Here is a 26655-nt window from a genome sequence, read left to right as displayed (position 1 = left end):
CCCGATGGGGATCGGGACTTGAGTGTAATTAGAATTTAGAAAACAATTGTTCCATTTTCTCTTTTTCTTCGTCAGCCAATGAACTATCGACTAATATTCTTCCGGAGTGTTCATCAGTAATGATTTTCTTTCTGGAAGCGATTTCTACTTGTGTCTGTGGTGGTATAGTAAAGAATGATCCTGCAGATGCTCCCCTTTCAATAGAAACAACAGCTAAACCATTACGAACACTTGTTCTGATTCGTGTGTAAGCCTTCAATAATCTTTCTTCAATTAAAGCTTGAAATTCTGCCGATTTTTCAGACAAGAAAGCTTCTTCTTTTGCTGTTTCAGCCATGATAGCGTCTAACTCTGATTTTTTATGCTTTAAATGATTTGATTTTGCTTCTAATCTTTCTTTAGAACTTGAGATTACTTCTTTCTTGTGTTCAATTGAAGCTTTCATTTCTTTAATTTGTTTTTCAGACAATTGAATTTCTAATTCTTGAAATTCTATTTCTTTAGTCAACGAATTAAATTCTCTGTTGTTACGAACAGTTTCTTGTTGCTTCGTATATTTTTTGATCGCTTCTTTGTGCTCATCAATTGCATTCTTTTTTGCTTTGATTAGATCCTCAATAACTTCAAGTTCTCCTTTCAATTTTTCTGAACGTGTGCTTAAACCAGCCACTTCATCTTCTAAATCTTCCACTTCTAAAGGAAGTTCTCCTCTTACGTTTCTGATTTCGTCAATTCTAGAGTCAATAAGTTGTAAATCATAAATTGCTCTTAACTTGTCCTCAACACTTAATTCTTTCGTATTCGCCATATTCTATAAGTACTTAACTGGATTTGAATTTTCTTCTGATAAAATAACTGCAAAATTAAGGATTTTTTTCCGAAGATACTCTACAATATAATTTTTTGTATAGCGTTCGCTTTCAAAATGACCAATATCTACTAAAAGCAACTTGTTTTCGGCCTCATAAAACTGATGGTATTTTAAATCGGCTGTTAAATAAGCATCAGCTCCAGCTTGAATTGCATTTTTTATTGCAAAACTTCCTGCTCCACCAAGTACAGCTACTTTTTTAATTTCTTTTTCTAAAAAGTTGGAATGTCGAATTCCTTGACATTGCATCTTTTCTTTTACAAAAAGTAGAAATTCTTTTTCTTTCATGGGATTTTTTAATTCACCAATCATTCCCAAGCCAATATTTTGATGCTTGTTTTGTAAATCATAAATTTCATAAGCCACCTCTTCATAAACATGGCTTTTGAATAAGTTTTTGAGGATTTTATTTTCCAAATGTTTTTCGAAAGTGACTTCGATTTTAATTTCGTCTCCTTGTACAAATTCAAATCGCTCTCCAACTTGCGGATCGCTATGCTCGTTTCCCATATAAGTTCCTATCCCTTTCGAATTAAAACTGCAGTTTTCATAATTCCCAATCTTTCCCGCTCCAGCATCGAATAATGCATTGCGTACTTCTTCGGCATTTTCAGGAATAGTATAGGTTACTAATTTGCGGATGAAATTCTGCTTCGGAATCAGGATTTTAGTGTTTATCAATCCTAATGAAGTACTAAAAATTTTATTTACGCCTTCTTGATGATTGTCTAATGCAGTGTGAACGGCATAAATGGCAATATCATTTTTTATGGCTTTAATCACGGCTCGTTCTACGTAGTTTTTTCCTGTTATTTTTTTTAGACCTGAAAATAATATTGGATGAAAACAAACGACCATATTGCAATTTTTTGCAATTGCTTCGTCAATTATGTTTTCTAGTGCATCATGGCAAACTAGAATTCCTTTTGCTTCGGATTCTTGGTTTCCAACCAATAAACCCACATTGTCAAAATCTTCAGCATAGGCTAGAGGTGCCATTTCTTCGAGCACGGAAATGATTTCTTTGATTTTCATAGATCAGATTTTTGATGGTTTAATTCTGGATTTTCGAATAAACAAATTAACGAATAAACAAATCAACTTTAAAATAAAATATTCTACTTTCGTAAAATGAATTTACTTCGAAAATTATTATTTCCGTTTGCCATTTTGTATGGTCTGATAACTAATATTCGGAATTTTCTTTTTGATAAAGGTATTTTAAAATCATATTCATATAATTTGCCAATTATTGCGGTGGGTAATCTTAGCGTTGGCGGCACTGGAAAAACACCGCAAATTGAATATTTGATTCGGTTGCTCTCTGATAAATATAAAGTGGCAACATTAAGCAGAGGGTACAAAAGACAGTCCAAAGGATTTATTTTGGCTCAAGCCGATTCAAATGCGTTGGTACTCGGTGACGAGCCTTTTCAGTTTTATAAAAAATTTGAAACGATTCAAGTTGCAGTTGATGCGAATAGAAAACATGGAATCGAACAATTACTTGCACAAGCCATACAACCGGAAGTTATTTTACTGGATGATGCTTTTCAACATCGAAGCGTAAAGGCTGGTTTTTATATTTTACTCACTTCTTATGGTGATTTGTATTCGGATGATTTTATATTACCTACTGGAAATTTACGCGAAAGTAGCAGTGGAGCACAAAGAGCGAATGTGATTATTGTTACGAAATGTCCATTTAATCTTTCGATAGAAGAACAGAATGATATTAAAAAAAGATTGAAGGTTGTTGCAGAGCAGAGATTGTACTTTACTTTTATAGCATACGAAGATTTTATTTATGCAGAGAAACAAAGGATTAAGCTGACTCAAATTCAGTCAGCTGGTAAATTACTGGTGGCAGGAATTGCAAAACCGGAACCTTTTTTTGCTTATTTGCAAAACACCAATGATGTTTGCCTGTCTTTTCCGGACCATCATAATTTTACCGATAAAGACATTTTAAAAATTAAAAATTTAGCTCAAAATAACATTATTATCACTACCGAAAAGGATTATGTACGGTTAAAAGGAAGTTTGCCAAGCGAGCAACTTTTCTATTTACCCATACAAAGTTCTTTTGTTTCTGGAAGTGAAAATTTTGATAAAACAATTAGTGATTATGTGGGAAAAAGTTCAAGAAACAGTAAGTCAGATTAAAGAAAAAATCAATTTCACACCAGAATATGGAGTGATATTAGGTTCGGGATTAGGGAGTTTTACAGATGAAATGGATGTTGCGTATACCTTACCATACAGTGAAATTCTGAATTTTCCTGTCTCAACAGTTCCAGGTCATAAGGGTGCATTAGTTTTTGGAACCATAGGAACTAAAAAAGTAGTGGCCATGCAGGGGCGTTTTCATTTCTATGAAGGGTATTCTATGGAAGAAGTTACTTTTCCAGTGCGGGTAATGAAATTCTTAGGTGTCGAAAAACTAGTAGTTTCAAACGCTTCAGGCGGGGTAAATCCAAGTTATAAAGTAGGCAATATTGTCCTGATAAAGGACCATATCAATATGACACCGGAACATCCTTTGCGTGGTAAAAACGACGATCGTTTTGGTCCTCGTTTTGTGAATATGAGCGAGCCCTATTCTAGAAAAATGATTGCTAAAGTTACTGAAATAGCTAAAGAATTAAATATTGAAGTTTTTGAAGGAGTATATTTGGGTTTGCAAGGTCCAACTTTTGAAACTTTGGCGGAATATAAAATGGTAAAAATTCTTGGTGCGGATTGTGTAGGAATGTCAACCGTTCCCGAAGTCATTGTGGCACGCCACATGAATTTAGAGACATTTGGAATTTCAGTAATCACTGACATGGGGAACGAAGAAAGCATTGGAACTATTTCACATGATGAAGTATTAGAAGCCGCTAAAAATGCAGAACCAAAAGTGAGAAGTCTTATTAAAGAATTGATTCTGAATTACTAGTTCTTTAAATGTTCAGCGATTATGGTATAAAATTCCTCTGGTATGAACGGTTTAGTAATAACATCGTTCATGCCAAATGATAATAACATCTCGCGATTTTCATGTAGTGAGATTGCAGTAAGCGCAATAATAGGGGTAGTTGTATCAAATGCCCGAATCAGTTCTGTAGCAATAGTACCGTTTATACCTGGTAAATGTACGTCCATAAGAACCAGATCAAATTTGTTTTTACGAACCAAATTTATTGCTTCCTCGCCATTATCAATAACTTCACAGATTATTCCTTTGTTGTAAAGCATTTTGGTAGTTATCATTTGATTGATTTTATTGTCCTCAACTAATAGAATTTTTTTGTTTAACAATTTAGCAGCGTAATCTATTTTATGCGTCGCTTCAATAGGCAACGGTTGTTCTCCTATTTTAAAAGCCAAATGAAACGAAAATGTAGAGCCTTGACCAACGATGCTTGTTAATTTTATTTGTCCACCAAGAATTTTAATTAATTTTTTTACGATAGTTAATCCTAAACCTGTTCCGCCATATTTGCGATTAACTTCTATAGAGCCTTGAGAAAAACTATCAAACACGCAAGCTAATTTATCTTTAGGTATTCCTATTCCTGTATCTTTTATTTCAAAATATAATATTGCATTTTGATTTTCTAAACTCTTTAGATTATTAATAACAGTGACATTCCCGTCCTTTGTAAATTTAAGCGCGTTGTTAATCAAATTTAACATAATTTGAGATAGCTTTGTGGGATCGCCAATTAAATAATCAGGAATAGTAGGATCTATTTCCAAGATGAAATTATTGTTGTTAACCAAAGCTAATTCTTTTAAGGAATTTTTAATATCTCCCAAAAGTTTTTTAAGGTTAAAGCTTATGTTCTCTACTTCTACTTTATTAGATTCAATTTTGTTTATTTCTAAAATTTCATTGATAAATTTTGTTAAATAATCACCTGAAAATTTTAATGAAGATAAATAATCCATTTGAGTTTTCTTAGGTTTTTCTTCTAATAATAAATGGGTGATACCGTTAATGGCATTCAGTGGTGTTCGTAATTCGTGACTTACGGTGGAAAGAAATTCAGATCTTGCCTTTGATGCTTTTTCGGCTTTGTCTTTTGCAATTTCTAATTCTTTATTTTTCTCTTTTAATAATAAATTAGATTGGTTCCTGATGATGTTATTTTTGTACAATGACAGACTCAATAACGATAAAATTGAAATTAACGCTATGGCAAGAATGCTGATCAATTTAGAAAATTTATTTGCTTTTTCTTGTTCCCTATTTTCAGTATTGGTTTGTATAATTTCCTTTAATCGTTCTGATTCTTTGAATTCAGTATAGTCATCTATACCAAGTCTCTCGTTATTTAAAATCGCAAGATGCTCCTTTAGATTTAAATGTTGTTTTAAATGGGAATAGGCGTTATTTTTATCTCGCGTCTTTTCATAAACATTGCTTAAAGCAAGCAAAATATTAGACTTTTGTTGCAAATTCTTTGTTTTGCTATTTAGCTTGAGTGCTTTGTTGAGATAATTTAAAGCTAAATTATTCCTGTTTTTTAAGGCTTCAATATTTCCGGTTTGGTATAATGCTTCTGCTTTAGTGTCTAATAAAGCAGGATTATTAGGTTTTGCAATTATAAAATTGAAAACAGATAAAGCTAAATCTAATTTGTTTTTTGATTTATAAATGAGTCCTTTTTGAAGATTAAATACCTCAGCAGTATCAGAAATTTTTAATTCGCTATAAATGGATTTAGCTTTATTAAAATGCATGGCAGCCCTGTCAAAATTTTCTTTTGCCATATAGGATAAGCCAAGATAGTAAAGGGTTGTGGCTTCATTAGAACTAGAATCTAAGTCTGCATATAACTCGGAACTTTTTAACAACGACTGAATTGCATCGTCATATTTTTTTAAATCGTAATAAAGTTTTCCAAGACTGAAATTTTGTGACGCTAAGTCTTCAATATTTTTACTAAGGTTCGCATATGCAATCGCCTTTTGAGTATAAAATAATGCATCTTTATAATTGTTGTTTTGGATGCAAGAGTTACTCAGACTGCTGTAATAAGAAAGACTGTCTGTTTTCTCATGGGATTGAGAAAACAATATTGTATTAAAAAAAAGTACAAAAACGAAAATATATTTCATTTGTAGCTGATTTTTTGTTAATTGGGTTTTATATTTGTTACAAGTATTAAGTCAATTATTCTTGAGGAATATCCTATTTCATTATCGTACCAGCCTACGACTTTTACCATTTTATCGATAACCGATGTAAGTTGTGCATCAAATATACATGAATTTCTATTGCCAATTACATCGACGGAAACAATTGGGTCTTCGGTATAATCCAAAATGCCTTTTAAAGTAGTTTGTGCAGCAACTTTAAAAGCTGTATTTATTTCATCTATTGTCACGGCACGCTTTACATTAAAGGTGATGTCAGTAAGGGATCCATCGGGTACTGGAACTCGTATCCCACAACCGCCAATTTTTCCTTCAAACTCAGGAAATATTTTTGTTAACGCTTTTGCAGCGCCAGTTGTTGTAGGAACAATAGATTGGCTGGCACCTCGGGCACGGCGTAAGTCTTTGTGTGGCTGATCATGTAAGCTTTGATCCGTTGTGTAGGAATGAATTGTGGTTATGTAAGCTTGTTCTATACCGCAAAGTTCATTCATTACCTTGATCATTGGCGCGGCATTATTAGTAGTGCAACTTGCATTTGATATGATGGTTTCAGTTCCGTCAAGTATGAAATCATTTACCCCTAAAACAATAGTTTTTATGGTGTCTACTTCTGAAGGCGCAGATAGAATTACTTTTTTGGCGCCAGCAATAATATGAGAATTTAATTCTTCAAAAGTCTTGTATTTCCCCGTGGATTCTATGACATAGTCAATATTTATACTTTTCCAATCCAAGTTTGAAATACTTTTTTCATGAAAAAACAAAAAATGATTCCCATCTACCAGAATTCCTTTGTCATCATCGCTTACTGAAAACGGTAAAACTCCGTGGATACTATCGTATTTTACTAAATGGGCCATTGTTTTTTTATCGGCAATATCATTTATGGCAATCACTTCAATCTCAGGATGATTTAGAAGTAATCGGAATAAATTTCGACCAATTCTTCCAAAACCATTAATGGCAATTCTTATTTTCAAATCTATTTATTTATTAATTAGCCAATTGAATTAGTTATAAAATATGTTTCTGTGCTTTGTATGAAGAACGAACAAGTGGTCCGCTTTCTACATGACGGAAACCTAATTCTAAGCCAAATTTTTCATACTTTGCAAATTGTTCGGGTGTTATAAATTCTTTGACGGGCAAATGTTTTTTGCTGGGTTGTAAGTATTGGCCTATTGTAACAATATCTACATTAGCTTGACGCAAATCCCTCATTGTTTGATATACTTCTTCTTCTTGTTCGCCAAGGCCTAGCATAATTCCCGACTTGGTTCTATTTATTCCTTTCTCTTTCAAGTAGCGTAGGACTTCTAAACTTCGGTCGTATTTTGCCTGAATACGCACTTCACGAGTCAATCTGCGAACGGTTTCTACATTATGCGAAACTACTTCCGGATTGGCTTCCACAATTCTGTCAATATTTCTTTCGATTCCTTGAAAATCAGGAATTAAAGTTTCTAAAGTTGTGTTTGGATTCATTCTGCGAATGGCTTTTACTGTTTCTATCCAAATGATTGAACCGCCATCTTTTAAATCATCTCTGTCAACACTGGTAATTACGGCATGTTTGATGTTCATGATTTTAATTGAACGCGCTACTTTTTCAGGTTCGTCCCAGTCTACGGTTTCTGGTCTTCCGGTTTTTACACCACAAAATCCACAAGAGCGCGTACATACATTTCCTAGAATCATAAATGTAGCCGTACCTTCGCCCCAACATTCACCCATATTAGGGCAACTTCCAGAAGTGCAAATGGTGTTCAAACTATATTTATCTACCAAGCCACGAAGCTCAGTGTATTTTTTACCAATAGGGAGTTTTACCTTCAGCCATTTCGGTTTTCCTACAGGTAAAGTATTTTCTAAAACAGTTTCCATATATCATATATTCAAAATGCAAAGATAAGGAATGTAGTCTATTTGTAGATTCGTTTATTTGTTTATTTGATCAAAGTAAATGGAAGTCATAAAATAGAATAGTTTACTTTTTTTTGAGAATTAGTTGCTTTGCCATTGGTTCTATCCTCACCGAAAGTCTCCTTTCAAGTAATTAGAATATGGGAGGTCTATGCAATCAAGGTTGTATTAAGTTTTTTTTGCTTTAGCGGGGTTTAAAGAGTAGAACTATTTTTAATAAATAATTTACTAAAATTATTCCAAAAGCAGAAACATAAAGTCCTGCTTTTGGAACTTAAGGATTAATTCATTTGTACCGTAATAGGAAGATTATATGCAGTACGGACAGCTTTTCCGTCAATCATTCCTGGAGACCATTTCGTTTTTAGAGATTTTAGTACTCGAACCGCTTCTTTGCCTAACCCATAACCAGGATCTTTTTTTACTTGAATATCTGTCATGCTTCCATCTCTCTCAATTACAAAAGAAACAAATACCCGAATAGAACCGCTACCTTCGATTTCTTGTTTTTCAAAATTAGTACCTACAAAATTATAGAATTTAGTAATTCCTCCAGGAAATTCAGGAAGCTTATCCAAAGAAATACTATTAACAATCGTATTTTCGGTATCGATGGTATTGGTGGTTCCTATATTGGTGCTTGAAGAAGGGGAGGTGTTTACTACACCTGTAGTTGTGCCATCAGTAGTTGTAAATTTTGCAATAGTGTTATCTGTGTTTTTTGCACTATCTGGATTCACTTGTGACGCTTGTACTATAATTGGATTTACGAGTTGGTCATTTTTAAAAGGTATTTTTGTAATTTGTTTCTTTATTTCGGGCAATAATTTTTTTGGGGTTTCTTCAAGTTGATTTGGCACTATATCAGATAATTGAACTATAGTATTTTTAAATTCAGGTATTTCGATTGTAGTACTGCTATCTTGTCCAAAATAATTAATTAGTGCAGGAATACTAAAAATCGTAGCAGAAAATAAAAGGCCCATAAAAAGTGCCTTTAAGCAAATTTTAGTGCTTTCCTGACGCAATTGATACGCTCCATATTCTTTGTTTCTGTCTTGAAATACAAGGTTGATCCAATCAGTTTCATAAAGGCTTAATTTTGACATAATTAAAGGATTTAAGGTTAAGTAGCAGTTAAATCATAAGCAGAGGATATTTTATATTAAAAAATAGTGCTGGAATTGTAGTATATAAATTTAGTATTTATTTTCAACTAAATTAGAATTTTTTTATTTATTTAGTTGGTATGTTGGTAAATTAATATTTATACCCTTATTTTTAAGTTAATTTATAAATAAAAACGCATCCATGTTAATGGATGCGTTTTGCAATAAGTTTTATAACGCTTTAAATTATTTAGAAAGCATATTTAAATCCAATTTGTATTTGAAATGGGTTTCCGGAAAGGGTGGGAAGCCCGGCATTATTGACTCTGTAATTAAATTGACGTCTAGTATTGTCAAATCCAGGAACTGCAGTTGTTGTTCCAGAGGCAGGTGTGCCTAAAGCATACAAGGACTGGCTTCCAAGGGATTTATTTACGCCCCATTCTTTATTTAATAAATTGGCAACATTAAATATGTCGGCAGTGAATTCTAAAAATTGTTTTTTATACAAAGCAACTTTTTTACTAATTCTTACATCAACAAGTCCGTAAAACTCATTTATTCCTCCGTTTCTTTCTGCTAATTTACCAGAGTATTTATTGATATAATTTTTTAAACTTTGGCTTGCATTAGGATTATCAAGTATGGTTTGTAAACCTGTTTTGATGTTTTGAGGGACACTTGGATTATTGATGTCAAAAATGTAGGCTAAATCATTTGAAGCTGTAACAAAATCTGCATTCGTATTTCCTCCTGATAATAAACTGTATCGTGTACCACCTATACCGGAATATCGAACACCAACATTAAACCCATAAAATGACGGCAGGGTTCCGTAAAAGACAACTTTATGACGGAAATGATTGTCAGAATAACTCATTTTGCTTAAGTCTCTAGGGTCATCTTCAACAGGTAATACCAAAGTTGCAGTATTGGCTACATTTCCATTAAAAGAAGTATTGTCCTTCGTTTCATTCAAGGTGTAACTCGCGGATATTTCGCCATCTTTAAAATAGCGGTATGTGGCATCCATGACTAGTGCAAATTGATTGACTTTACCTTCGCTGTTTAATTCCAAAACACGCCCTAATTTATTACTTAATCGTCCTTGCATCCAATCTCCAGCCCCATTTGCAGGAATGGAACTAGCGGGTACAAATACACCACGGTCTCCTTCATTGGCCAAAGTGAAAAATGGATTCGCTACCATATTTCGGTCTACATATACATAATTGTTGCGACCCAAAGTAGCATAACCGGCTATTCCTGCTTTTAATTTTTCAGTAAAAAAATGGGAATACGAAACATTAGCCTTATAAACTACCGGTACTTTAGCAGTAGTTCCTGTAAAATTAATAGTTGGCAATTGAAAAGCATCCAAAGTGGGAATACTAGCATAATTGTTTCTATAATCTATAAAATTGGGCATAGGGACATTTGGTGATCTTACATCTACCGTAGCGGTATGATTTCCATCAAAATATAAATTATTGATGATTGCATAATTATTCAAATCAGATGCAAAGATTCCGGCTCCTAAGCGTATATAATCCTTATGGTTTTCATTTACATCCCACGACAATTGTACTCTTGGTTGCAGGATTGCTGACTGTAGTTTATTATCTGTACGAATGCCTAATTCATCAAAAACCAATTGGTTAAATGTAGCCGACGGATATTTAGCATAATCAAATCTTAAACCTAATGTCAAGTCTAAGCCTACTGCTATTTTAGTTTGTAATTGACCGTAAAGACCGGCATTTAGAATATTGGATGTTACTGTAGGATCGCTTACTAATGGTACTTCTCTGAAGTAACGGTAAGGGGTTTGGTTATCAAAATTAGCAATGCTATTGAAATGGAAACGTCCATTAACTTCGCTTCCATATAAAGATTTTGAATTGGTGTGCATTAAATCAAAACCAAAAGTATATTTAATCTTATCCGTATTAAAATATATATTATCAACGATTTGGAAAACATTATTAGAGAATTTTTCTTGTGCAAATCGATGACCACCAATTTGGATATTGGTGGTTCGCACAGCACCATTAATTGTAGAAGCAACGTTTTCTACAATAGCGCGGGGAATGTTGTAGGAAGGCAGTTGGTCGCCGGGACTGCTATCTTGAAAGGTATACAGGTGTTGTATTTTTAGCTCATTAGTAACTCTTGTATTTACTTTGGTTCGTAAAGAAGCCAGAATACTATTGTCAATACTTAAATCATCTCCAGTTGACTCAAATAAATTGATGGCAGTATTGTCTTGAAGACCTAGTTTATTATTGTCATACGTAAAATTATTGCGAACAGTCAATAAATTATTATTGTTTATTTGCCAGTCAATACGAGCAAAGGCCGCATCAGAATTTCGTTTTTTCTCAAAAGAACCGTATTGAGGGGATCTGGAAACGCCATATTTATTTTGGGCTATTGTTACAAAATTATCAAGAGTGGCCCTTGTTACATTAAAACGTAATTCGTCCTCTGGGGATTGAACATCCGCAATGATTAGAGGTCGTAAATCTTGTTGATGGTCCCAGGCAACAAAGAAGTGCAATTTGTCTTTAATGATTGGTCCACCCAGAGTGAAGCCGTATTGTGTTGTAGAAAAATCATTTTGACGCCTGTTTCCTCTAATGTCATACGGACTAGACAGCCAATCCGCACGATTGTAAGCAAACATACTTCCTGTAAGGTCGTTTGTACCGGATTTAGTCACTGCACTTACGGTTCCACCGCCACTTCGGCCATAGCTTACGTCATATTGATTGGTGACCACCTTGAATTCTCTAACAGCCTCAATAGATATAGAGTATGGAGCACCGCTTCGGCTAGTTGTTGCTCCTGCTGAAGTTGGATTTTTAGCATTCATTCCGTCCAGCGTGTAATTGGTTGAAGAGGCTAATTGTCCTGAAATATTTCCTCCTCGTGTTAAAGGAGATAGATCCATCAAACTGGTAAAGTTTCTACCATTTACGGGTAATGCATTAATTAGTTTTGCGGTTACTGCTGTTGCAGCTCCTAAATTCCCAGTTTTGTTTTTTAAACCTCTGCCAACTACTTCAACCACTTCAAGGTTTTGCATTTCGTCTTGCATCAGTATTTCAATATTTATTAAATCACCTTGATTTAAAGTATAACCAGAACGTTGTTGTAAGCCATATCCTGAAGCGGTAACGCTTATTGTGTACGGTCCACCTAGTGGGAGTTCTTTAAAAGTAAAAACTCCTTTAAAATTTGATAATGAATTGGTTTTAAATCCGGTTGACTCATTTCGTATTTGAACCATTGCATCTTTAAGTGGCTCAGTGTTAGTGCCTGAAATAGTACCAGAGATAGATGCTTGAGTTGTTTGGGCAAAATTCGTATTGCCCACTGAAATAGTCAGCGCAATAGAAAATAAAAATAGTTTGAGTTGTTTCATGAATACTTTTTTTTGTTTTTTAATGCTGACAAAGGAATTGATAAATTGAAAATGAATGGTTATTTAAACAATAACTGTAGAATACTTTTATGTTAAAAAGAAGTTGTAAAAGAGTTGGAAATAGAATTGTTTATGTGATATTATTAACGAAAAAATAGTAATGAATACGCTTTTAAAATTTATAAAATGCGGATGTTTAAAAAAAAAGTTGTCTGGAGTGATATCCTTGTTTAAGGTATTCATTTGTATTTCAATTAGTTTACTTACTGATCGTTGTTAGGTTTTCTATTTTGAATTTTAGATTGTAAACTTCGGAGATTGATTTATTTGCTAAAGTTGATTTTGGTGCAGATGTTAATTTTATGTTTTAGTATTTTAGAATTCTTTCAATTATCAAATAAGACCTTCTCATGGAAATTCTTCTAGATTGTAGGTTTTGTAAATTCCTTTTTTTAAATGTGTAGCAGAACAAATTAAGAATTGAATTTTTTTTACAAAAACACATCAATATCGAATTAAGCTATTCAATATGAATCAATTTTTTTTGTAAAGTGTGTTTGATTTTTGAACGATAAAGCAAATTTTTCTGAAAAAGTGTATATTTACTTTTCAATCATAAAAAAAACTATCAAATGAAAAAACTTCAGATTCTATTTTTATTTTTTCTTCTGGGGCACACTGTATTATCTTATGGTGCTAAAGCCGATACGTTACAAATCCCGAGCTCAGCTATGAATAAAACCTACAAAGCTGCAGTAGTATTGCCCAGTTCTTATGCTAAAAGCAAGGTTAATTACCCCGTACTTTATTTGTTGCATGGTGCTTATGGACATTTTAATGATTGGTTGTCTAAAACTCCCGATAAGAATTTATTGCACAATTTAGCCGATCAGTATGATATCATAATTGTAATGCCGGAAGGGGAAACTTTCAGTTTTTATCTTGATAGTCCTGTTAATAAAGGAAGTCAGTTTGAAACGTACATCACCAAAGAAGTAATTCAGAAAGTAGATAACACCTATCGAACAATAAATGACAGAAAAGGACGTGTAATTACAGGGCTTTCTATGGGAGGTCATGGGGCATTGTATCTTTCCACAAAACACCCGGAACTGTTTTGTGCAGCGGGAAGTATGAGCGGAGCTGTTGATATGGGGAGCATGATTAATCCGGAATCTAAGGAAAGAGTGACTAAACTAATGGAGCCTGTTTTTGGAATTGAAGGAGTACCACAGGAAGTGTATGCCTCAAATGCTGTTTTAAATATGGTTGATAAAATAAAAAGTAACAAACTGGAATTAATTATAGATTGTGGAGTAGATGATTTTTTGATAGAATCTAACAGGGAATTGCACCGAAGACTCGTTTATAATAAAGTTTCTCATGATTATACGGAACGTCCAGGAGCGCATACTTGGGAATATTGGGAAAATGCGTTGCCTTCACATGTGCTTTTTTTTAGTAAAATTTTTAAAAATAATGCTGTAGTGGTAAAATAGACTTTGTATGTTTTAAATTTTTTAAAAGGTCTTTCATTACCATCACATGAAAGGCCTTTTGCTTATAATCTACTAGAACAAAAGCAAATGTTGATTAGGCTAATCTTTAATTTTTTTCAATTTTAAATAGCCTATATGCAATGGGTTTTGTTCTAATGGCATTTCGGACTTTGTGATTTTTAATGAATATAAAGATTGGAATTGCGCTGGTAACATGTCTGACACATTATAAATATCATCTATATCTATTCCATATTGATCGTCAATATGTGAAGGTGCTTCTTTGAAACCGCAATGTTTATAAAATGCAGTTTTCTTTGATTTTTTTGATGCCAATGCTAGACTAGCAGCAACTGTAATCATTTTGTAATGGTATTCTTCAAATTCATTTTCTTTATAACCTCCTAAATTGATGAAAAATAATTGTTCTGGAGTAATTTGTACCGCTGTGTTTTTTGGAACAATTTCAATAGAGCAGTCATCAACTACAGAAACTTCTCGCCAGGCATCAATATGAATTTTACCTTTAGCTTCTGGCCAAAAAAGATTTATATGAGGTATCAATTCTTTTAAGGATTTACCAATTCCAAAATAGATATCATGCTGTTCTGTAAAGCGTCCTTCTGGCACACAGCCTAGCATTATCATGTATAATTTAAGTTCATTTTCCATAATCCAAAAGTACATTTTTTTTTAAAATAAAGTTTGGCACAATTCATGAATAGAGTTTTTAATATAAATTATAAAAACGATAACGAATGAAAAAAATTACCTTATTTTTAGTTTTCATCGGGATGATGGCACTACAGAGTTGTGAAGTTAATGAGACTGTGGATAATGATACCATTAGTGAAGTTTTTGAAATTACGACTTCATTTAATTCCAATAATAATTACAGCAAATTGGTTTCCTTTGATCCACCAATTTACTCTTCAGATGCAGTTTTAGTATATCATCTATATGATACTGTAAATGGGGAGGATGTATGGAAGTTAATGCCCCAAACGTATTATTTCAATGATGGCGGAGAGTTGGATTTTAATTTTGATTATTCAAAATTTAGTGTAAATATTTTTCTAACTGCTAACTTTAATTTGAATACTTTACCGGCTAGCTGGACACAAGACCAGACTTTTAGAATTGTAATAATACCCGCTAGTTTTTCTACTACTGTTAATAAGAATAATTTAGACGCGGTTATGTCTGCCTTAAAGGTTAATAAAAGTGAAATTCAGAAAATTAATTTTTAGATTGTATTTTTAATAAAAAAAAAGGGAAATCGTGAGATTTCCCTTTTTTTTATTATTTATATGAATTCCTTACTACTTTTTCTCAAGGAGACTACAATACCAGCTACGAGTGAAATAGCTATAAAGGCTAGGGATCCCCATTCAGGAATTTCAATAAAATCATGAAGCACCATTTTAAATCCTACGAAACTTAAAATAGCAATGAGGCTGTATTCTAAATAACTGAATTTAGCTAACATATTTGCCAAAAAGAAATACATAGATCGCAATCCTAAAATAGCAAATATATTGGAACTAAAAACCAAAAACGGATCATTAGTAATGGCTAATATTGCGGGAACGCTGTCAATTGCAAAAACAACATCCATTACCTCGATTACTACAAGAGCAACAAAAAGTGGTGTTGCTGCAGTGATGTGTCTTCTTTTTACAAAAAAATGTTCCTCATCAATATGGTTAGATATGGGGATTATTTTTCGGAGTGTTTTGTAAACAAAAGATTTTTTAGGTTGGAATTGCTCGTCCTCATTGCTAAACAGCATTTTCATGGCGGTGTATATAAGGAAAGCTCCAAATATATAAGTCATCCAAGAGAATTTATTGATCAACATTACTCCAAAAAAGATCATTAGGCCTCTAAAGACTATGGCTCCTAATATACCCCAAAATAAAACGCGATGTTGGTATTTTTGAGGGATTTTAAAAGCAGAAAAAATTATTGCAATTACAAATATATTGTCAATACTTAATGATAATTCAATCAAATAGCCAGTTATGAATTTTATTGCTGCAGTTGTTGGCTTTAATTCATCTGGATTAGCAATGTAATTATTACTGTAAAGCCAATAAATCACTCCTGAAAACATAAAAGATAAAGTGACCCATATTGCAGTCCACTTTCCGGCTTCCTTTGAACTTATAATATGTGGCGTCTTATTAAAAACTCCTAAATCAAGAGCTAGAAAAATTAAAACAGCGGTTAAAAAAGAAATCCAGACAATCATAAATTTTAGGTATTTGTATTTGTGTAAAGATACTTTTTGATTTTTTAACTTTAACAGATATTTTAAGTAAAGTTAATAGTTGTTTATTATTTGATATTTTATGTAATTCTCTTCCTGAAAAAAAAGTACCCTTAAAATTACTAAGTTGTGATTTCTAATGCTTTTTTTTAGGAATCTCACAAATTTGGAGGTTTAACCCATAAAAATAAGAGGCAAAATTTTATAAAAGTAATAATTAAATTATATTTGCATCAAAATAATAGGGGTCTAATTACTTAAAAACAATTTTTATGTCAACATTACGTTTTCAAGCTTTGAAAGAAGCATCGACTAGAAAGCCAATTAAATTTGAAGAATCTGATAGGAAATCAACTATTTTTGGTTCTAATGTCTTTAATGACAAAGCGATGAAGCAATTTCTAACTTCAGATGCTTTTAAAGGAGTGCGCGATGCAGTACAGCATGGAACTAAAATTGACAGGAAATTAGCCGATTATATCGCCATGGGTATGAAGGAGTGGGCTTTGTCAAAAGGAGTGACACATTATACACACTGGTTTCAACCTCTTACGGGAACAACTGCTGAGAAACATGATGCTTTTTTTGAGACCTCTTATGATGGTAGCGATCCAGTAGAGAAATTTGGGGGAGCGCAATTAGTACAGCAAGAACCTGATGCCTCTAGTTTTCCAAATGGAGGAATAAGAAACACTTTTGAAGCAAGAGGATATACAGCTTGGGATCCAACATCTCCAGCATTTATTTTTGGAACTACATTATGTATTCCAACTGTTTTTATTTCTTATACCGGAGAGGCTTTAGATTATAAAACACCTTTATTGCGTGCTTTAACGGTTATGGATGAGGCCGCTACTGAAGTATGTAAATATTTTGATAAGAATGTAAAAAAGGTTACTGCGACTTTAGGTTGGGAACAAGAATATTTTTTAGTTGATAGAGCCTTAGCGGATTCTCGTCCCGATCTTATGATGACTGGAAGAACTTTGTTAGGCCATACTTCTGCGAAAGGACAGCAACTGGATGACCATTATTTTGGTTCTATTCCTACCCGTGCATTAACTTACATGAGGGATTTAGAACAAGAATGTATGTTATTAGGGATCCCTGTAAAAACGCGTCACAATGAAGTTGCACCAAATCAATTTGAATTGGCACCAATTTTTGAAGAAACGAATTTAGCTGTAGACCACAACTGTTTATTGATGGATGTGATGCAAAAAGTAGCTGAACGTCATGAATTGAAAGTATTGTTTCATGAAAAACCGTTCAAGGGAGTTAATGGTTCCGGGAAACACAACAACTGGTCATTAGCTACGGATACTGGAGTCAACTTATTAAGCCCCAGCAAAACGCCAATGAGTAATTTGCAGTTTTTGACTTTCTTCATTAATACCATCAAAGCAGTAAATGATAATGAATCATTATTAAGAGCTGCTATAGCTTCGGCAAGTAATGATCATAGATTGGGAGCTAATGAAGCTCCGCCTGCAATTATATCAGTTTTTATTGGAGGACAATTGACTAAAGTTTTGGCTGAATTAGAAGGTGTAACTGCTGGAAAATTATCTCCTGAAGAGAAAACAGACTTGAAATTAAATGTAGTGGGTAAAATTCCGGATGTCCTTTTGGATAATACAGATAGAAATAGAACATCACCGTTTGCCTTCACAGGAAATAAATTTGAGTTTAGAGCGGTAGGTTCAACAGCTAACTGTTCTAATGCAATGACTACTTTAAATGCAATAGTTGCAAAGCAATTAAGAGATTTTAAACTGGAAGTTGATGCATTGATTGATTCAAAGGACATGAAGAAAGACGATGCGATTTTTAATGTATTAAGAGAGTATATCAAGCAATCTAAAAAAATCCTTTTTGAAGGGGATGGATATAGTGAAGAATGGGAAATCGAAGCTGCAAAAAGAGGATTGAGTAACTTTAAAACAACTCCTGAGGCATTAAAAGCAAGAATTTCTAAACAATCATTAGACTTATTTTCCGAATTGAATATCATGAACCACATTGAGGTGGAAGCGCGTTACGAAATTGAATTAGAGGAATACACTAAAAAAATCCAAATTGAAAGCAGAGTTTTAGGTGATATTTCTAAAAATCACGTTATACCTACTGCAATACGTTACCAAAATACGTTGATCACGAATGTTAAAGGTTTGAAAGATATTTTTGGGACTGATTTTGAAACTATTGCTAAAGAGCAAATTGTTTTGATTAAAGAGATTTCAGGTCACATTGAAGGAATCAATTCTAAAGTGGAAGAAATGACTAACGAAAGAAAAATAGCAAACAATTTGACTGATGCACAGGAAATGGCAGAAGCATATTGCAATAAAGTAAAACCCTATTTTGAAATCATTAGAAATCACTGTGACAAATTAGAGTTGTTGGTAGACAATGAAATATGGACTCTAACTAAATATAGAGAGTTGTTATTTACTAAGTAATCTACTCGCAAACATATTAAAAAGAGGCTTTTTCATTAAAAGCCTCTTTTTTGTTTATCACAAATGTTAATTTCAGTATTTATTAATACTTGTCCTACTTTGTGAAATTCAATTTTAGTTCTTCATCGATTTAGTTAATCACTTCATCGAAAAAATCTATAAAGACTTAAAAAACAGTTTGTTAGTTTTTTTGTTCCATAAATTCTTTTCTATCTTTGATATGTAATATTAAAATAAGCAATTAATTAAAAACATATTTCTTATTAAATATTCCCTAAGAGAGGTTCCCCAAATCACTTTTAACCTATATATTAACTTGTATTAACAACCAATTAAATATATTTATTATGAAAAAAGTAATTTTGAGCATCTCCGCGATGCTAGTAGGTTCATTGGCTTTTGCACAAGGGAACATGAGTATGGTTAACCAATTTGGAGTTGGCAATGCTAGCTTTGTAACGCAAGCGGGTATGCAAAACGATTCGGATGTTTTGCAATTAGGTTTTGCAAATATTGCGGTCATTGATCAAAGTGGAAGATTTAATGAATCTGACACAAATCAAGCGGGAGCATTTAATTATGCTGATGTTGAGCAAGACGGGCGTCGCAATGATGCTTACATTGGCCAACTTGGAGTTGCTAATGCGGCTTACATCGATCAAGATGGAAGAAGAAATGACGCTGTAACGGGACAGTTTGGATTCTTTAACGTATCCCAAACTACTCAAATAGGCAGAGATAATTCTTCTACTACACTACAGTTTATTGCAGGGAATTATTCAGACGTAATGCAAGAAGGGCACGATAACAATTCCACTGTTGTTCAATTTGGTTTTGGAAACGCCTCTTTTGTTGATACTTACGGAGAGTTCAATAATGCTTTAACTCTTCAAATTGGGGTTGATAATACTTCTTACATCAATCAATATGGAACTGCCAATAATGCATGGACTATCCAAACGGGTAGTGATCATTTGAGTACAGTTAACCAATGGGGTTTAGGTAATTTAAGTATAGTAGTACAATCTAACTAACTTTTACATTATAAAAGGGGATGGAGTTGTATAGATTCAATTCTGTCCCTTTTTTTTACTTTGTTTTATTTCAAATTAATTCATTTTTGAATTTAATTTTTTAGATAATATTTATTTTTATGGCAGTATCAATAAATTAGAAAATCATGAAACTAAAGCTAAATAATATCCTGTTTGTAATTGCATTTGTACATACACTTTTTATTAATGGTCAAGTTTTACAAACTAATGAGTTTTCGTTGGGTTTATATGAACTGGTAGATAAGGTTAAAAATTCCAATTTTAATAATGATGGAATTGGTCAAGTTGAGCCATTAGACAAATATCTTCAGAATAATAATTTGATTCAGATTGCGCAGGTAGGTTTTAATAATTATGCAACTCTTAATGTTAAGGCTGCAAATTATGAAATTGCCATCCATCAGAATGGATATAATAATTATTTCAATATGTATAAAAACACGAGTGATTTAAATCAATCTGTTTCTCAATTAGGTTCTAATAATTTTATAAGTGATTTTTCATTATACGCTGAGGGATCCATAAATATGTCTATAAATCAAGAAGGAAATAATTTATCGTTGTATAATAATGGCACAAATTCAATATCTAAAGACATGAAAATTACACAAACGGGAAATTCAGGGGCGATTTATATCTTTAATCATTAGCACTATGAAATCATCTATATTTAGGATAGTCTCTATTTCTTTTTTACTATTCATAACAGTCGGTTTCTCTCAAAATATAAACAAAGACATTAAACCAAAAATAGAGGTTGAAGAAGTAGAGAATACACTTTCAATAACTGGAACTGTGGAGAATTTAAAATCAGAGTTTAGAAATATCTCCTTTAAACTTACCGTTTTTAAAAAGAATAAATTGAATTCTAATAGATCCGATAATGCACAAGATGGTCGTGTAACATTAGAGCCTATTCAAAAAGTTTTTCTTTCAAAAACACAGGTAAACAGGAGTAAAGAGGATGAAATTATTATATTATTATTGATTTATGATGAAGATAATACTATCATTGGAAAAGATCGTCGCGTTTTTGGTGGAGCGGACGAGACTGAAGTCACCATACTTAAGCCTAAGGATGGTCTAGAAATGTTAGGTATAATTTCTAATGAAACAAAAACCAAGTTAGGAAATGATTTTTATGATTTCTTCTATTCCGAGTTTTCGAAATTAAAGATCAAATCTCAAAAAATAATTACTGTTCAAGAAGAGTTGACTTTTGGACGAACCACTAAGATTATTCTAAAAGTAGATAGTGATGTTATCGAAGAATTTATAGCCAGGCCAGACGAAGACTTTTTAAAATACATGGCTGAATCATCCGCTACTAAAATTTTTCAATATTTTAAAAATATTGAAAAGCAAGCTAAATTTATTACTCAATATTAATTTTCAACTTCAAATTGTTGCTATTGTTTCTTTAAAGTATCAATTTCATATTGTTAGGCTTCTTATATTTTAAAGTTTTTTAAACCAAATCTACTATTCCTTCATTTAAATAAAAACTATTATGAAACTACTATTTGTAATTTGCGGTCTAATTATATTTTCTACTACTTTGAGTGCTCAAGATATGGTTTATAAGCCACGAAATCCTGCTTTTGGTGGGGATACGTTTAATTATCAGTGGTTGCTGAGTTCAGCTGAAGCTCAAAATGATTTTAAAGAGGAGGCGGGTACTGATTTTAAACAGCCAACAGAATTGGAACGATTTAAACAAAATTTAAATAATCAATTGTTGAATCAATTATCCAATTCCTTATTTCAAAAAAAGTTTGGCGAAGGAGGAATTAAGGAAGGATCTTATGTTTTTGGGAGCTTATCCGTTGATATTTATCCTTCAAATTTGGGATTAGTAGTTGATATACTTGATACAGATACGGGTGAACAAACCCAGATTATTATTCCAGGAAACTAACTTTTGTTTTTGAATCAAATGACATGATTTTTTTAAAATCTACCTAATAGTCATAAAATTAATTCATCACTGATTTAATTTTTGTATGATATTTTTTGTTAAAAAAGCCCTAAATACTACCAATATTATGAATAAAAAAACTGTACTTACACTTCTATTTGTTTTTCTATTATCTAGTTGTGGTGCTTATTTCAATCAACCCGTTGGTATTGAAAAAGCCATCTATGGAGAAAACACACCCGCTACATCTTTATTGACAAAGCTACCTAAGCCCAAGGAACAAATAGTTGTTGGGGTTTATAAATTCAAAGACCAAACCGGACAATATAAAGCGATTGATCAGGGAAGCACATTTAGTACTGCAGTGACCCAGGGAGCAACTTCAATTTTAATTAAAGCCTTAGGGGATTCTAAATGGTTTGTGCCTATAGAGAGAGAAAATCTAGGAAATCTTTTAAACGAGAGAAATATTATTCGTTCTACACGTCAAGAATATGCTACTGATTCAAAAACCACGGAAACCCAATTAACCCCTTTGTTATTTGCAGGTGTTTTATTAGAAGGAGGTATTATATCGTATGATTCTAATATCATTACAGGAGGTTTCGGAGCCCGGTATTTTGGAACTGGAGGTTCAACAAGATACCGACAAGATCGAATCTCGATCTATCTCAGGTTAGTTTCTACTTCAAATGGTAAAATTTTGAATACAGTGTATGTATCTAAGACCATTTTGTCTCAAAGCGTAGATGCTAACTTATTTAAGTATGTAAACATCAAAAGGCTTCTCGAAGTAGAAACCGGTTTCACTAGAAATGAACCTATTCAGCTTGCCGTTACTGAGGCTATAGAAAAAGCAGTAGAAGGATTAATAGTGGATGGAATTAAAAATAATCTTTGGGAAGTAGCGGCAACCTCTAAGGAAGTAACCACTTTTATCGATTCCTATACCAAAGAAAAAGAAGAAGCGGATTTAGCATTACTTTATGGTAGAAATAGGGATGAAAAAAGAGGTAAAATTGGGGTAGAAGCAACAAGTGGAGTTACGTATATGGCTGGAGATTATCCAAATCCGATCGCTAAGCCAATGCTTAGAGGTGCGATAAAGTATTTTATAAAACCCAATTTGAATTTGAGCGCTTCAAGCAATGTGTTTAGACTAGGAAATAAAGGTAAACTAGATGTTGGTTACGCATCATTAGAACTAAATTTGGAGTATTTATTACTTCCTTATGACGTTTTTACTCCGTATTTTTTTAGCGGTTTTGGAGCAAGTTTTAATTCTGATTTTGATAATTTAAGTGCCAAAGTTTTATATGGTGCAGGAATAGAATATTTAGTAACGAATAATTTTGGATTAAAATTATACGGAGAGCATAATTTGAATTTTTCGGATAATATTGACTATGTAGTAAGTGGCGTTCGAGACGATTATTATTGGCGTTTCGGTTTTGGGATGACGTATTATTTTCATCGAAAACTAAAGACCAAAATCAAGTAAATTTTGATTTTTTTATAAAAAACAAATCATTAAAGAGTAAGCTCAAATAGTTTCTAATGTCTAATAAATAACACAGTATAAAGATGAAAAAATTAGGAATAAAAATCATAATATGTTTTATCCTCTTCGTTTCTTGTAGTGAAGAACAGATTGATGATAATGGCGTGGGAATAGTGAAAGGAAGAGTTGTTGATGCTGGAACATTTGAACCTATAGCTAACGCAAGAGTTTCTACAAGTCCAACAACAAGTACCTATTTTACTGATAAAGACGGTTATTTTGAGTTCAGTGAAATTCTAGTAGGGAAGTATTCGTTTCAGGCACAAAAAGAGGGTTATATTTCTAAGTTCGAGCCTGCTACAATTACTAAAAATGTGACCGTGCAAATCATCTTTGAGTTAGATATTTCAACGGCTAATAATAAGCCCCCAGCTATTCCCGTATTAACCTCTCCTTTGGATAATGCTAAAAGTCAAGGTTTGAAATTAAACTTGGCTTGGACGGCAACTGATAAAGAATTGGATCCTCTGACCTATACCATAACTCTTAAAAACGGAACGACTGATGTTGTGACTACTTTTAAAGATATTAAAACGACTACTTTTGAGATTTTAGGACTAAGTTACAGTACAAAATACTATTGGCAAGTATCTGCGTCAGATGGTATTAATACACCCTCGAATAGTGTAACGAATATTTTTACAACTGTTGCATTCCCTAATCCTAGGTTTTTGTACATAAAAAAAGTCAATAGCAATAATGTTATTTATACAGCTGATGAAGCGGGTAATCAATTACAATTGTCTTCCTCTGAAGTAAATAGCTATAGACCTAGAAAAAATCTGGAAATTAATAAAATTGCATATATAAGTTCTGATGGTTCTCAAAATCAAATTTATACAATGGATCCAGATGGTCTAAATGTTTTTAAAGTGACTAATTCTATTCCTATTGCAGGTTTCAACATGGAGCATATCAATTACAGTTGGAGTACCAACGGTAGTCAGCTGATATATCCAAATTTTGACAAATTATATCGAATTAATGCAGACGGAAGTGGACTAGTCGAATTGTTTAGAACTCCAAATGGTAAATTTATATCAGAATGCGATTGGAGCCAAGATACCACTCAAATTGTACTAAAAGTAAATGATATTTCGGGTTACAATTCCGAGATCTATGTGATAAATACTTCAGGAGTCGTCCTCTATCAGGTGCTGTCAGGATTAGATGGAGCGGTAAGTGGTTTAGATATTTCTGTTGATAATCAAAAAATCGTATATACAAGAGATGTATCTGGCTATCAAAGTTCGAACTATAGAAGACTCGATTCTCGTATTTTTATTTACAATCGTTTGACCAATACCTCCACAGAAGTAGATACAAATAAGCCAAATGGATTTAATGATCTAGATGTTAAGTTTTCTCCAAATGAAGCAGAAGTAATTTTCACAAGTACTTCTAACGATGGAATTTCGATCAAAAATATTGTAAAGTCAAGTATAACGGATCCAGATACGCGTGCAACTTTATTTTCTGGAGGCTCAATGCCGGAATGGAAATAGAATGTATCTACTCAATTCACCTTTGAATTTGTTCAGAAACATAATTATAATAACGATACAGCTGCTAGCGAAAAAAAATAAGTTTAGCTAAATTGCTAATATATGGTCCGGGATTTACTTGGTCAAAAAATAGTATAATAAATCCTAAAACCTAATTCTGAATTCCTAAATCAAATTAGTATCTTTGTTGCACAACTATCTGCCTAAAAGCAGGCTTCACAACTATACTACATGAGTTCAGAAACTTCAAAAAGATATGCGCTTCGCGGTGTTTCAGCATCCAAAGAAGATGTTCACAACGCTATAAAAAACATTGATAAAGGATTATATCCACAAGCATTTTGTAAAATTGTTCCGGATTATTTAACTCAGGATAGTGATTATTGTTTGATTATGCATGCTGATGGCGCTGGAACTAAATCCTCTTTGGCATATATGTACTGGAAAGAAACCGGTGACATCTCCGTTTGGAAAGGCATCGCTCAAGATGCTTTGATAATGAATATTGACGATTTATTGTGCGTAGGTGCAACCGATAATATTTTACTCTCATCCACCATTGGAAGAAATAAAAATCTAATTACGGCTGAAGTAATTTCGGCAATTATCAACGGAACCGAAGATCTTATCAAAGAACTGGATTCTTTTGGTGTGACTATACATTCCACTGGAGGTGAAACAGCAGATGTGGGTGATATTGTTCGAACAATAATTGTAGATTCAACGGTAACAGCCCGGATGAAACGTAGTAAAGTAATTGATAATGCTAATATTAAAGCGGGTGACGTAATAGTAGGACTAGCTTCTTTTGGCCAAGCTACATACGAGAAAAGTTATAACGGAGGTATGGGAAGCAATGGATTAACATCGGCACGTCATGATGTTTTTGGAAAATATTTAGCCACTAAATACCCTGAGAGTTACGATGCCGCAGTTCCAGAAGAACTAATTTATTCCGGACAGATTAAATTGACTGATGCGGTAGCAAATTCACCAATAGATGCAGGACAATTAGTGCTTTCGCCTACACGTACTTATGCACCAATCATCAAGAAAATTTTAGACCAATATTCTTCTAATGAAATTCACGGAATGGTGCATTGCAGTGGAGGCGCTCAGACTAAAATTTTACATTTTGTAGAGCATTTACACATTATAAAAGACAACTTATTTCCTGTCCCGCCGTTGTTCCAGTTGATACAAGAACAATCCCAAACTGATTGGAAAGAAATGTACCAAGTATTCAATTGTGGCCACAGAATGGAAATTTATGTTCCCGAAGCTGTGGCTCAAGATATTATTGCGATTTCGAAATCATTTAATGTGGAGGCTCAAATTGTGGGTAGAGTAGAAGCTGCTGATGCTAAGAAATTAACCATTAGTAGCGAATACGGTACTTTTGAATATTAAAGATTTTAACTGTAGCTATTTTTTTAATTTTTAATCTTTTAACTTTTTTCTAATGTACGAATTACTTTTTTGGAATTATGAGGAGGGTATCTATCTAAATCATCATTTGGTTTACGAAGATATTGCAGAACAGAAAATTATAGCGGGATTAGAAAATCTTCCCGTTGATGTTATCATGAACAGGCTTAATACGGTATTTTCAAACTGGGAAAAAGTAGATGACAACAGCTGGAAGAACAGTACCGGAAAAGGCGCTTTTCATGTTAAAACTACACCACAAAGCATTCAAATAGATTGTTATGGAACTGAGGGAAAAACGATGGATCTTCTTGTAGATACTATGGCAGAATTTAAATGTGCGCTCTATGATCCCCAAGTTCCAGTTCGTTATGATGAAATGAATGAATAGGATTTTGAGGAGCTAATCCAGCACTCCGTAACAAGTCCTCCATTAAAAAAATATTTTTCTAAATCCTGAAAGGAGCTTCCGTT

General features: G+C 33.0%; 22 protein-coding genes. 13 read left to right on the top strand and 9 right to left on the bottom strand.

Annotation, left to right across the window (positions count from 1 at the left end; translation table 11 throughout):
• Positions 1 to 28: 28 nt before the first annotated feature.
• Positions 29 to 808 (bottom strand): zinc ribbon domain-containing protein, encoded by a 780-nt coding sequence (locus ACNQF9_RS00655; protein ID WP_417958322.1) that lies wholly within the window; start codon positions 806 to 808, stop codon positions 29 to 31.
• A 3-nt stretch (positions 809 to 811) separates the two neighbouring features.
• Positions 812 to 1906, bottom strand: coding sequence for a Nif3-like dinuclear metal center hexameric protein (locus ACNQF9_RS00650; RefSeq protein ID WP_417958320.1), 1095 nt, complete (start codon positions 1904 to 1906; stop codon positions 812 to 814).
• A 96-nt stretch (positions 1907 to 2002) separates the two neighbouring features.
• Between ACNQF9_RS00650 and lpxK the strand changes: the two genes are divergently transcribed.
• Positions 2003 to 3037, top strand: a complete 1035-nt coding sequence (lpxK, locus tag ACNQF9_RS00645; RefSeq protein ID WP_417958319.1) for a tetraacyldisaccharide 4'-kinase — start codon at positions 2003 to 2005, stop codon at positions 3035 to 3037.
• On the top strand, positions 3000 to 3812 hold the full coding sequence (locus ACNQF9_RS00640; protein ID WP_417958318.1) for a purine-nucleoside phosphorylase: 813 nt from the start codon (positions 3000 to 3002) through the stop codon (positions 3810 to 3812). Before lpxK ends, ACNQF9_RS00640 begins: the two co-directional genes overlap by 38 nt.
• Here ACNQF9_RS00640 and ACNQF9_RS00635 read toward each other — a convergent pair.
• The 5 genes from ACNQF9_RS00635 to ACNQF9_RS00615 all read right to left on the bottom strand — a co-directional run bounded on the left by ACNQF9_RS00635 (position 3809) and on the right by ACNQF9_RS00615 (position 12481).
• Complete coding sequence (locus ACNQF9_RS00635) at positions 3809 to 5980, bottom strand: tetratricopeptide repeat-containing hybrid sensor histidine kinase/response regulator (RefSeq protein WP_417958316.1); 2172 nt, start codon at positions 5978 to 5980, stop codon at positions 3809 to 3811. The genes ACNQF9_RS00640 and ACNQF9_RS00635 overlap by 4 nt on opposite strands.
• 17 nt (positions 5981 to 5997) lie before the next feature.
• On the bottom strand, positions 5998 to 7002 hold the full coding sequence (gap, locus tag ACNQF9_RS00630; RefSeq protein ID WP_417958315.1) for a type I glyceraldehyde-3-phosphate dehydrogenase: 1005 nt from the start codon (positions 7000 to 7002) through the stop codon (positions 5998 to 6000).
• A gap of 34 nt (positions 7003 to 7036) precedes the next feature.
• On the bottom strand, positions 7037 to 7906 hold the full coding sequence (gene lipA, locus ACNQF9_RS00625; protein WP_417958313.1) for a lipoyl synthase: 870 nt from the start codon (positions 7904 to 7906) through the stop codon (positions 7037 to 7039).
• A gap of 320 nt (positions 7907 to 8226) precedes the next feature.
• Complete coding sequence (locus ACNQF9_RS00620) at positions 8227 to 9054, bottom strand: energy transducer TonB (protein WP_417958311.1); 828 nt, start codon at positions 9052 to 9054, stop codon at positions 8227 to 8229.
• 250 nt (positions 9055 to 9304) lie between these two features.
• Positions 9305 to 12481, bottom strand: a complete 3177-nt coding sequence (locus ACNQF9_RS00615) for a TonB-dependent receptor (RefSeq protein WP_417989428.1) — start codon at positions 12479 to 12481, stop codon at positions 9305 to 9307.
• A gap of 632 nt (positions 12482 to 13113) precedes the next feature.
• Here ACNQF9_RS00615 and ACNQF9_RS00610 point away from each other — a divergent pair.
• Positions 13114 to 13980, top strand: a complete 867-nt coding sequence (locus ACNQF9_RS00610) for an alpha/beta hydrolase (protein WP_417958308.1) — start codon at positions 13114 to 13116, stop codon at positions 13978 to 13980.
• 99 nt (positions 13981 to 14079) lie between these two features.
• On the opposite strand, the gene ACNQF9_RS00605 is transcribed toward ACNQF9_RS00610, so the two are convergent.
• Positions 14080 to 14667, bottom strand: a complete 588-nt coding sequence (locus ACNQF9_RS00605) for a DUF1543 domain-containing protein (protein ID WP_417958307.1) — start codon at positions 14665 to 14667, stop codon at positions 14080 to 14082.
• Positions 14668 to 14738: 71 nt separating this feature from the next.
• Between ACNQF9_RS00605 and ACNQF9_RS00600 the strand changes: the two genes are divergently transcribed.
• On the top strand, positions 14739 to 15230 hold the full coding sequence (locus ACNQF9_RS00600; protein WP_417958306.1) for a hypothetical protein: 492 nt from the start codon (positions 14739 to 14741) through the stop codon (positions 15228 to 15230).
• Positions 15231 to 15286: 56 nt separating this feature from the next.
• Here ACNQF9_RS00600 and ACNQF9_RS00595 read toward each other — a convergent pair whose 3' ends face one another.
• Complete coding sequence (locus ACNQF9_RS00595) at positions 15287 to 16234, bottom strand: TerC family protein (RefSeq protein ID WP_417958305.1); 948 nt, start codon at positions 16232 to 16234, stop codon at positions 15287 to 15289.
• 290 nt (positions 16235 to 16524) lie between these two features.
• Here ACNQF9_RS00595 and ACNQF9_RS00590 point away from each other — a divergent pair, with 290 nt between their 5' ends.
• The 9 genes from ACNQF9_RS00590 (at position 16525) to ACNQF9_RS00550 (ending at position 26572) form a co-directional block, all read left to right on the top strand.
• Positions 16525 to 18714: a glutamine synthetase III family protein gene (locus ACNQF9_RS00590; protein WP_417958304.1), complete on the top strand. Its 2190-nt coding sequence runs from the start codon at positions 16525 to 16527 to the stop codon at positions 18712 to 18714.
• 347 nt (positions 18715 to 19061) lie between these two features.
• Complete coding sequence (locus ACNQF9_RS00585) at positions 19062 to 19748, top strand: hypothetical protein (RefSeq protein ID WP_417958303.1); 687 nt, start codon at positions 19062 to 19064, stop codon at positions 19746 to 19748.
• A gap of 146 nt (positions 19749 to 19894) precedes the next feature.
• A complete protein-coding gene (locus ACNQF9_RS00580; protein ID WP_417958302.1) occupies positions 19895 to 20419 on the top strand; it encodes a hypothetical protein in 525 nt (174 codons plus the stop codon).
• A 4-nt stretch (positions 20420 to 20423) separates the two neighbouring features.
• A complete protein-coding gene (locus ACNQF9_RS00575; RefSeq protein ID WP_417958300.1) occupies positions 20424 to 21158 on the top strand; it encodes a CsgE family curli-type amyloid fiber assembly protein in 735 nt (244 codons plus the stop codon).
• Positions 21159 to 21279: 121 nt separating this feature from the next.
• A complete protein-coding gene (locus ACNQF9_RS00570) occupies positions 21280 to 21687 on the top strand; it encodes a curli assembly protein CsgF (RefSeq protein ID WP_417958299.1) in 408 nt (135 codons plus the stop codon).
• 127 nt (positions 21688 to 21814) lie between these two features.
• Positions 21815 to 23188, top strand: a complete 1374-nt coding sequence (locus ACNQF9_RS00565; RefSeq protein WP_417958298.1) for a CsgG/HfaB family protein — start codon at positions 21815 to 21817, stop codon at positions 23186 to 23188.
• 83 nt (positions 23189 to 23271) lie between these two features.
• The gene (locus ACNQF9_RS00560) at positions 23272 to 24753 is read left to right on the top strand and encodes a carboxypeptidase regulatory-like domain-containing protein (RefSeq protein WP_417958297.1); all 1482 of its coding nucleotides are present in this window, start codon (positions 23272 to 23274) and stop codon (positions 24751 to 24753) included.
• A 231-nt stretch (positions 24754 to 24984) separates the two neighbouring features.
• Positions 24985 to 26163, top strand: a complete 1179-nt coding sequence (locus ACNQF9_RS00555) for an AIR synthase related protein (protein WP_417958296.1) — start codon at positions 24985 to 24987, stop codon at positions 26161 to 26163.
• Between the two features lie 52 nt (positions 26164 to 26215).
• Positions 26216 to 26572 carry a hypothetical protein gene (locus ACNQF9_RS00550; RefSeq protein WP_417958295.1) on the top strand — a complete coding sequence of 119 codons (357 nt, stop codon included), beginning with the start codon at positions 26216 to 26218 and terminating at the stop codon, positions 26570 to 26572.
• Positions 26573 to 26655 lie beyond the last annotated feature (83 nt).

Source organism: Flavobacterium amylolyticum (assembly GCF_048284335.1).
In the GTDB taxonomy this organism is placed as follows: Bacteria; Bacteroidota; Bacteroidia; order Flavobacteriales; family Flavobacteriaceae; genus Flavobacterium.
This window is presented reverse-complemented; position numbering and strand designations above follow the sequence as displayed.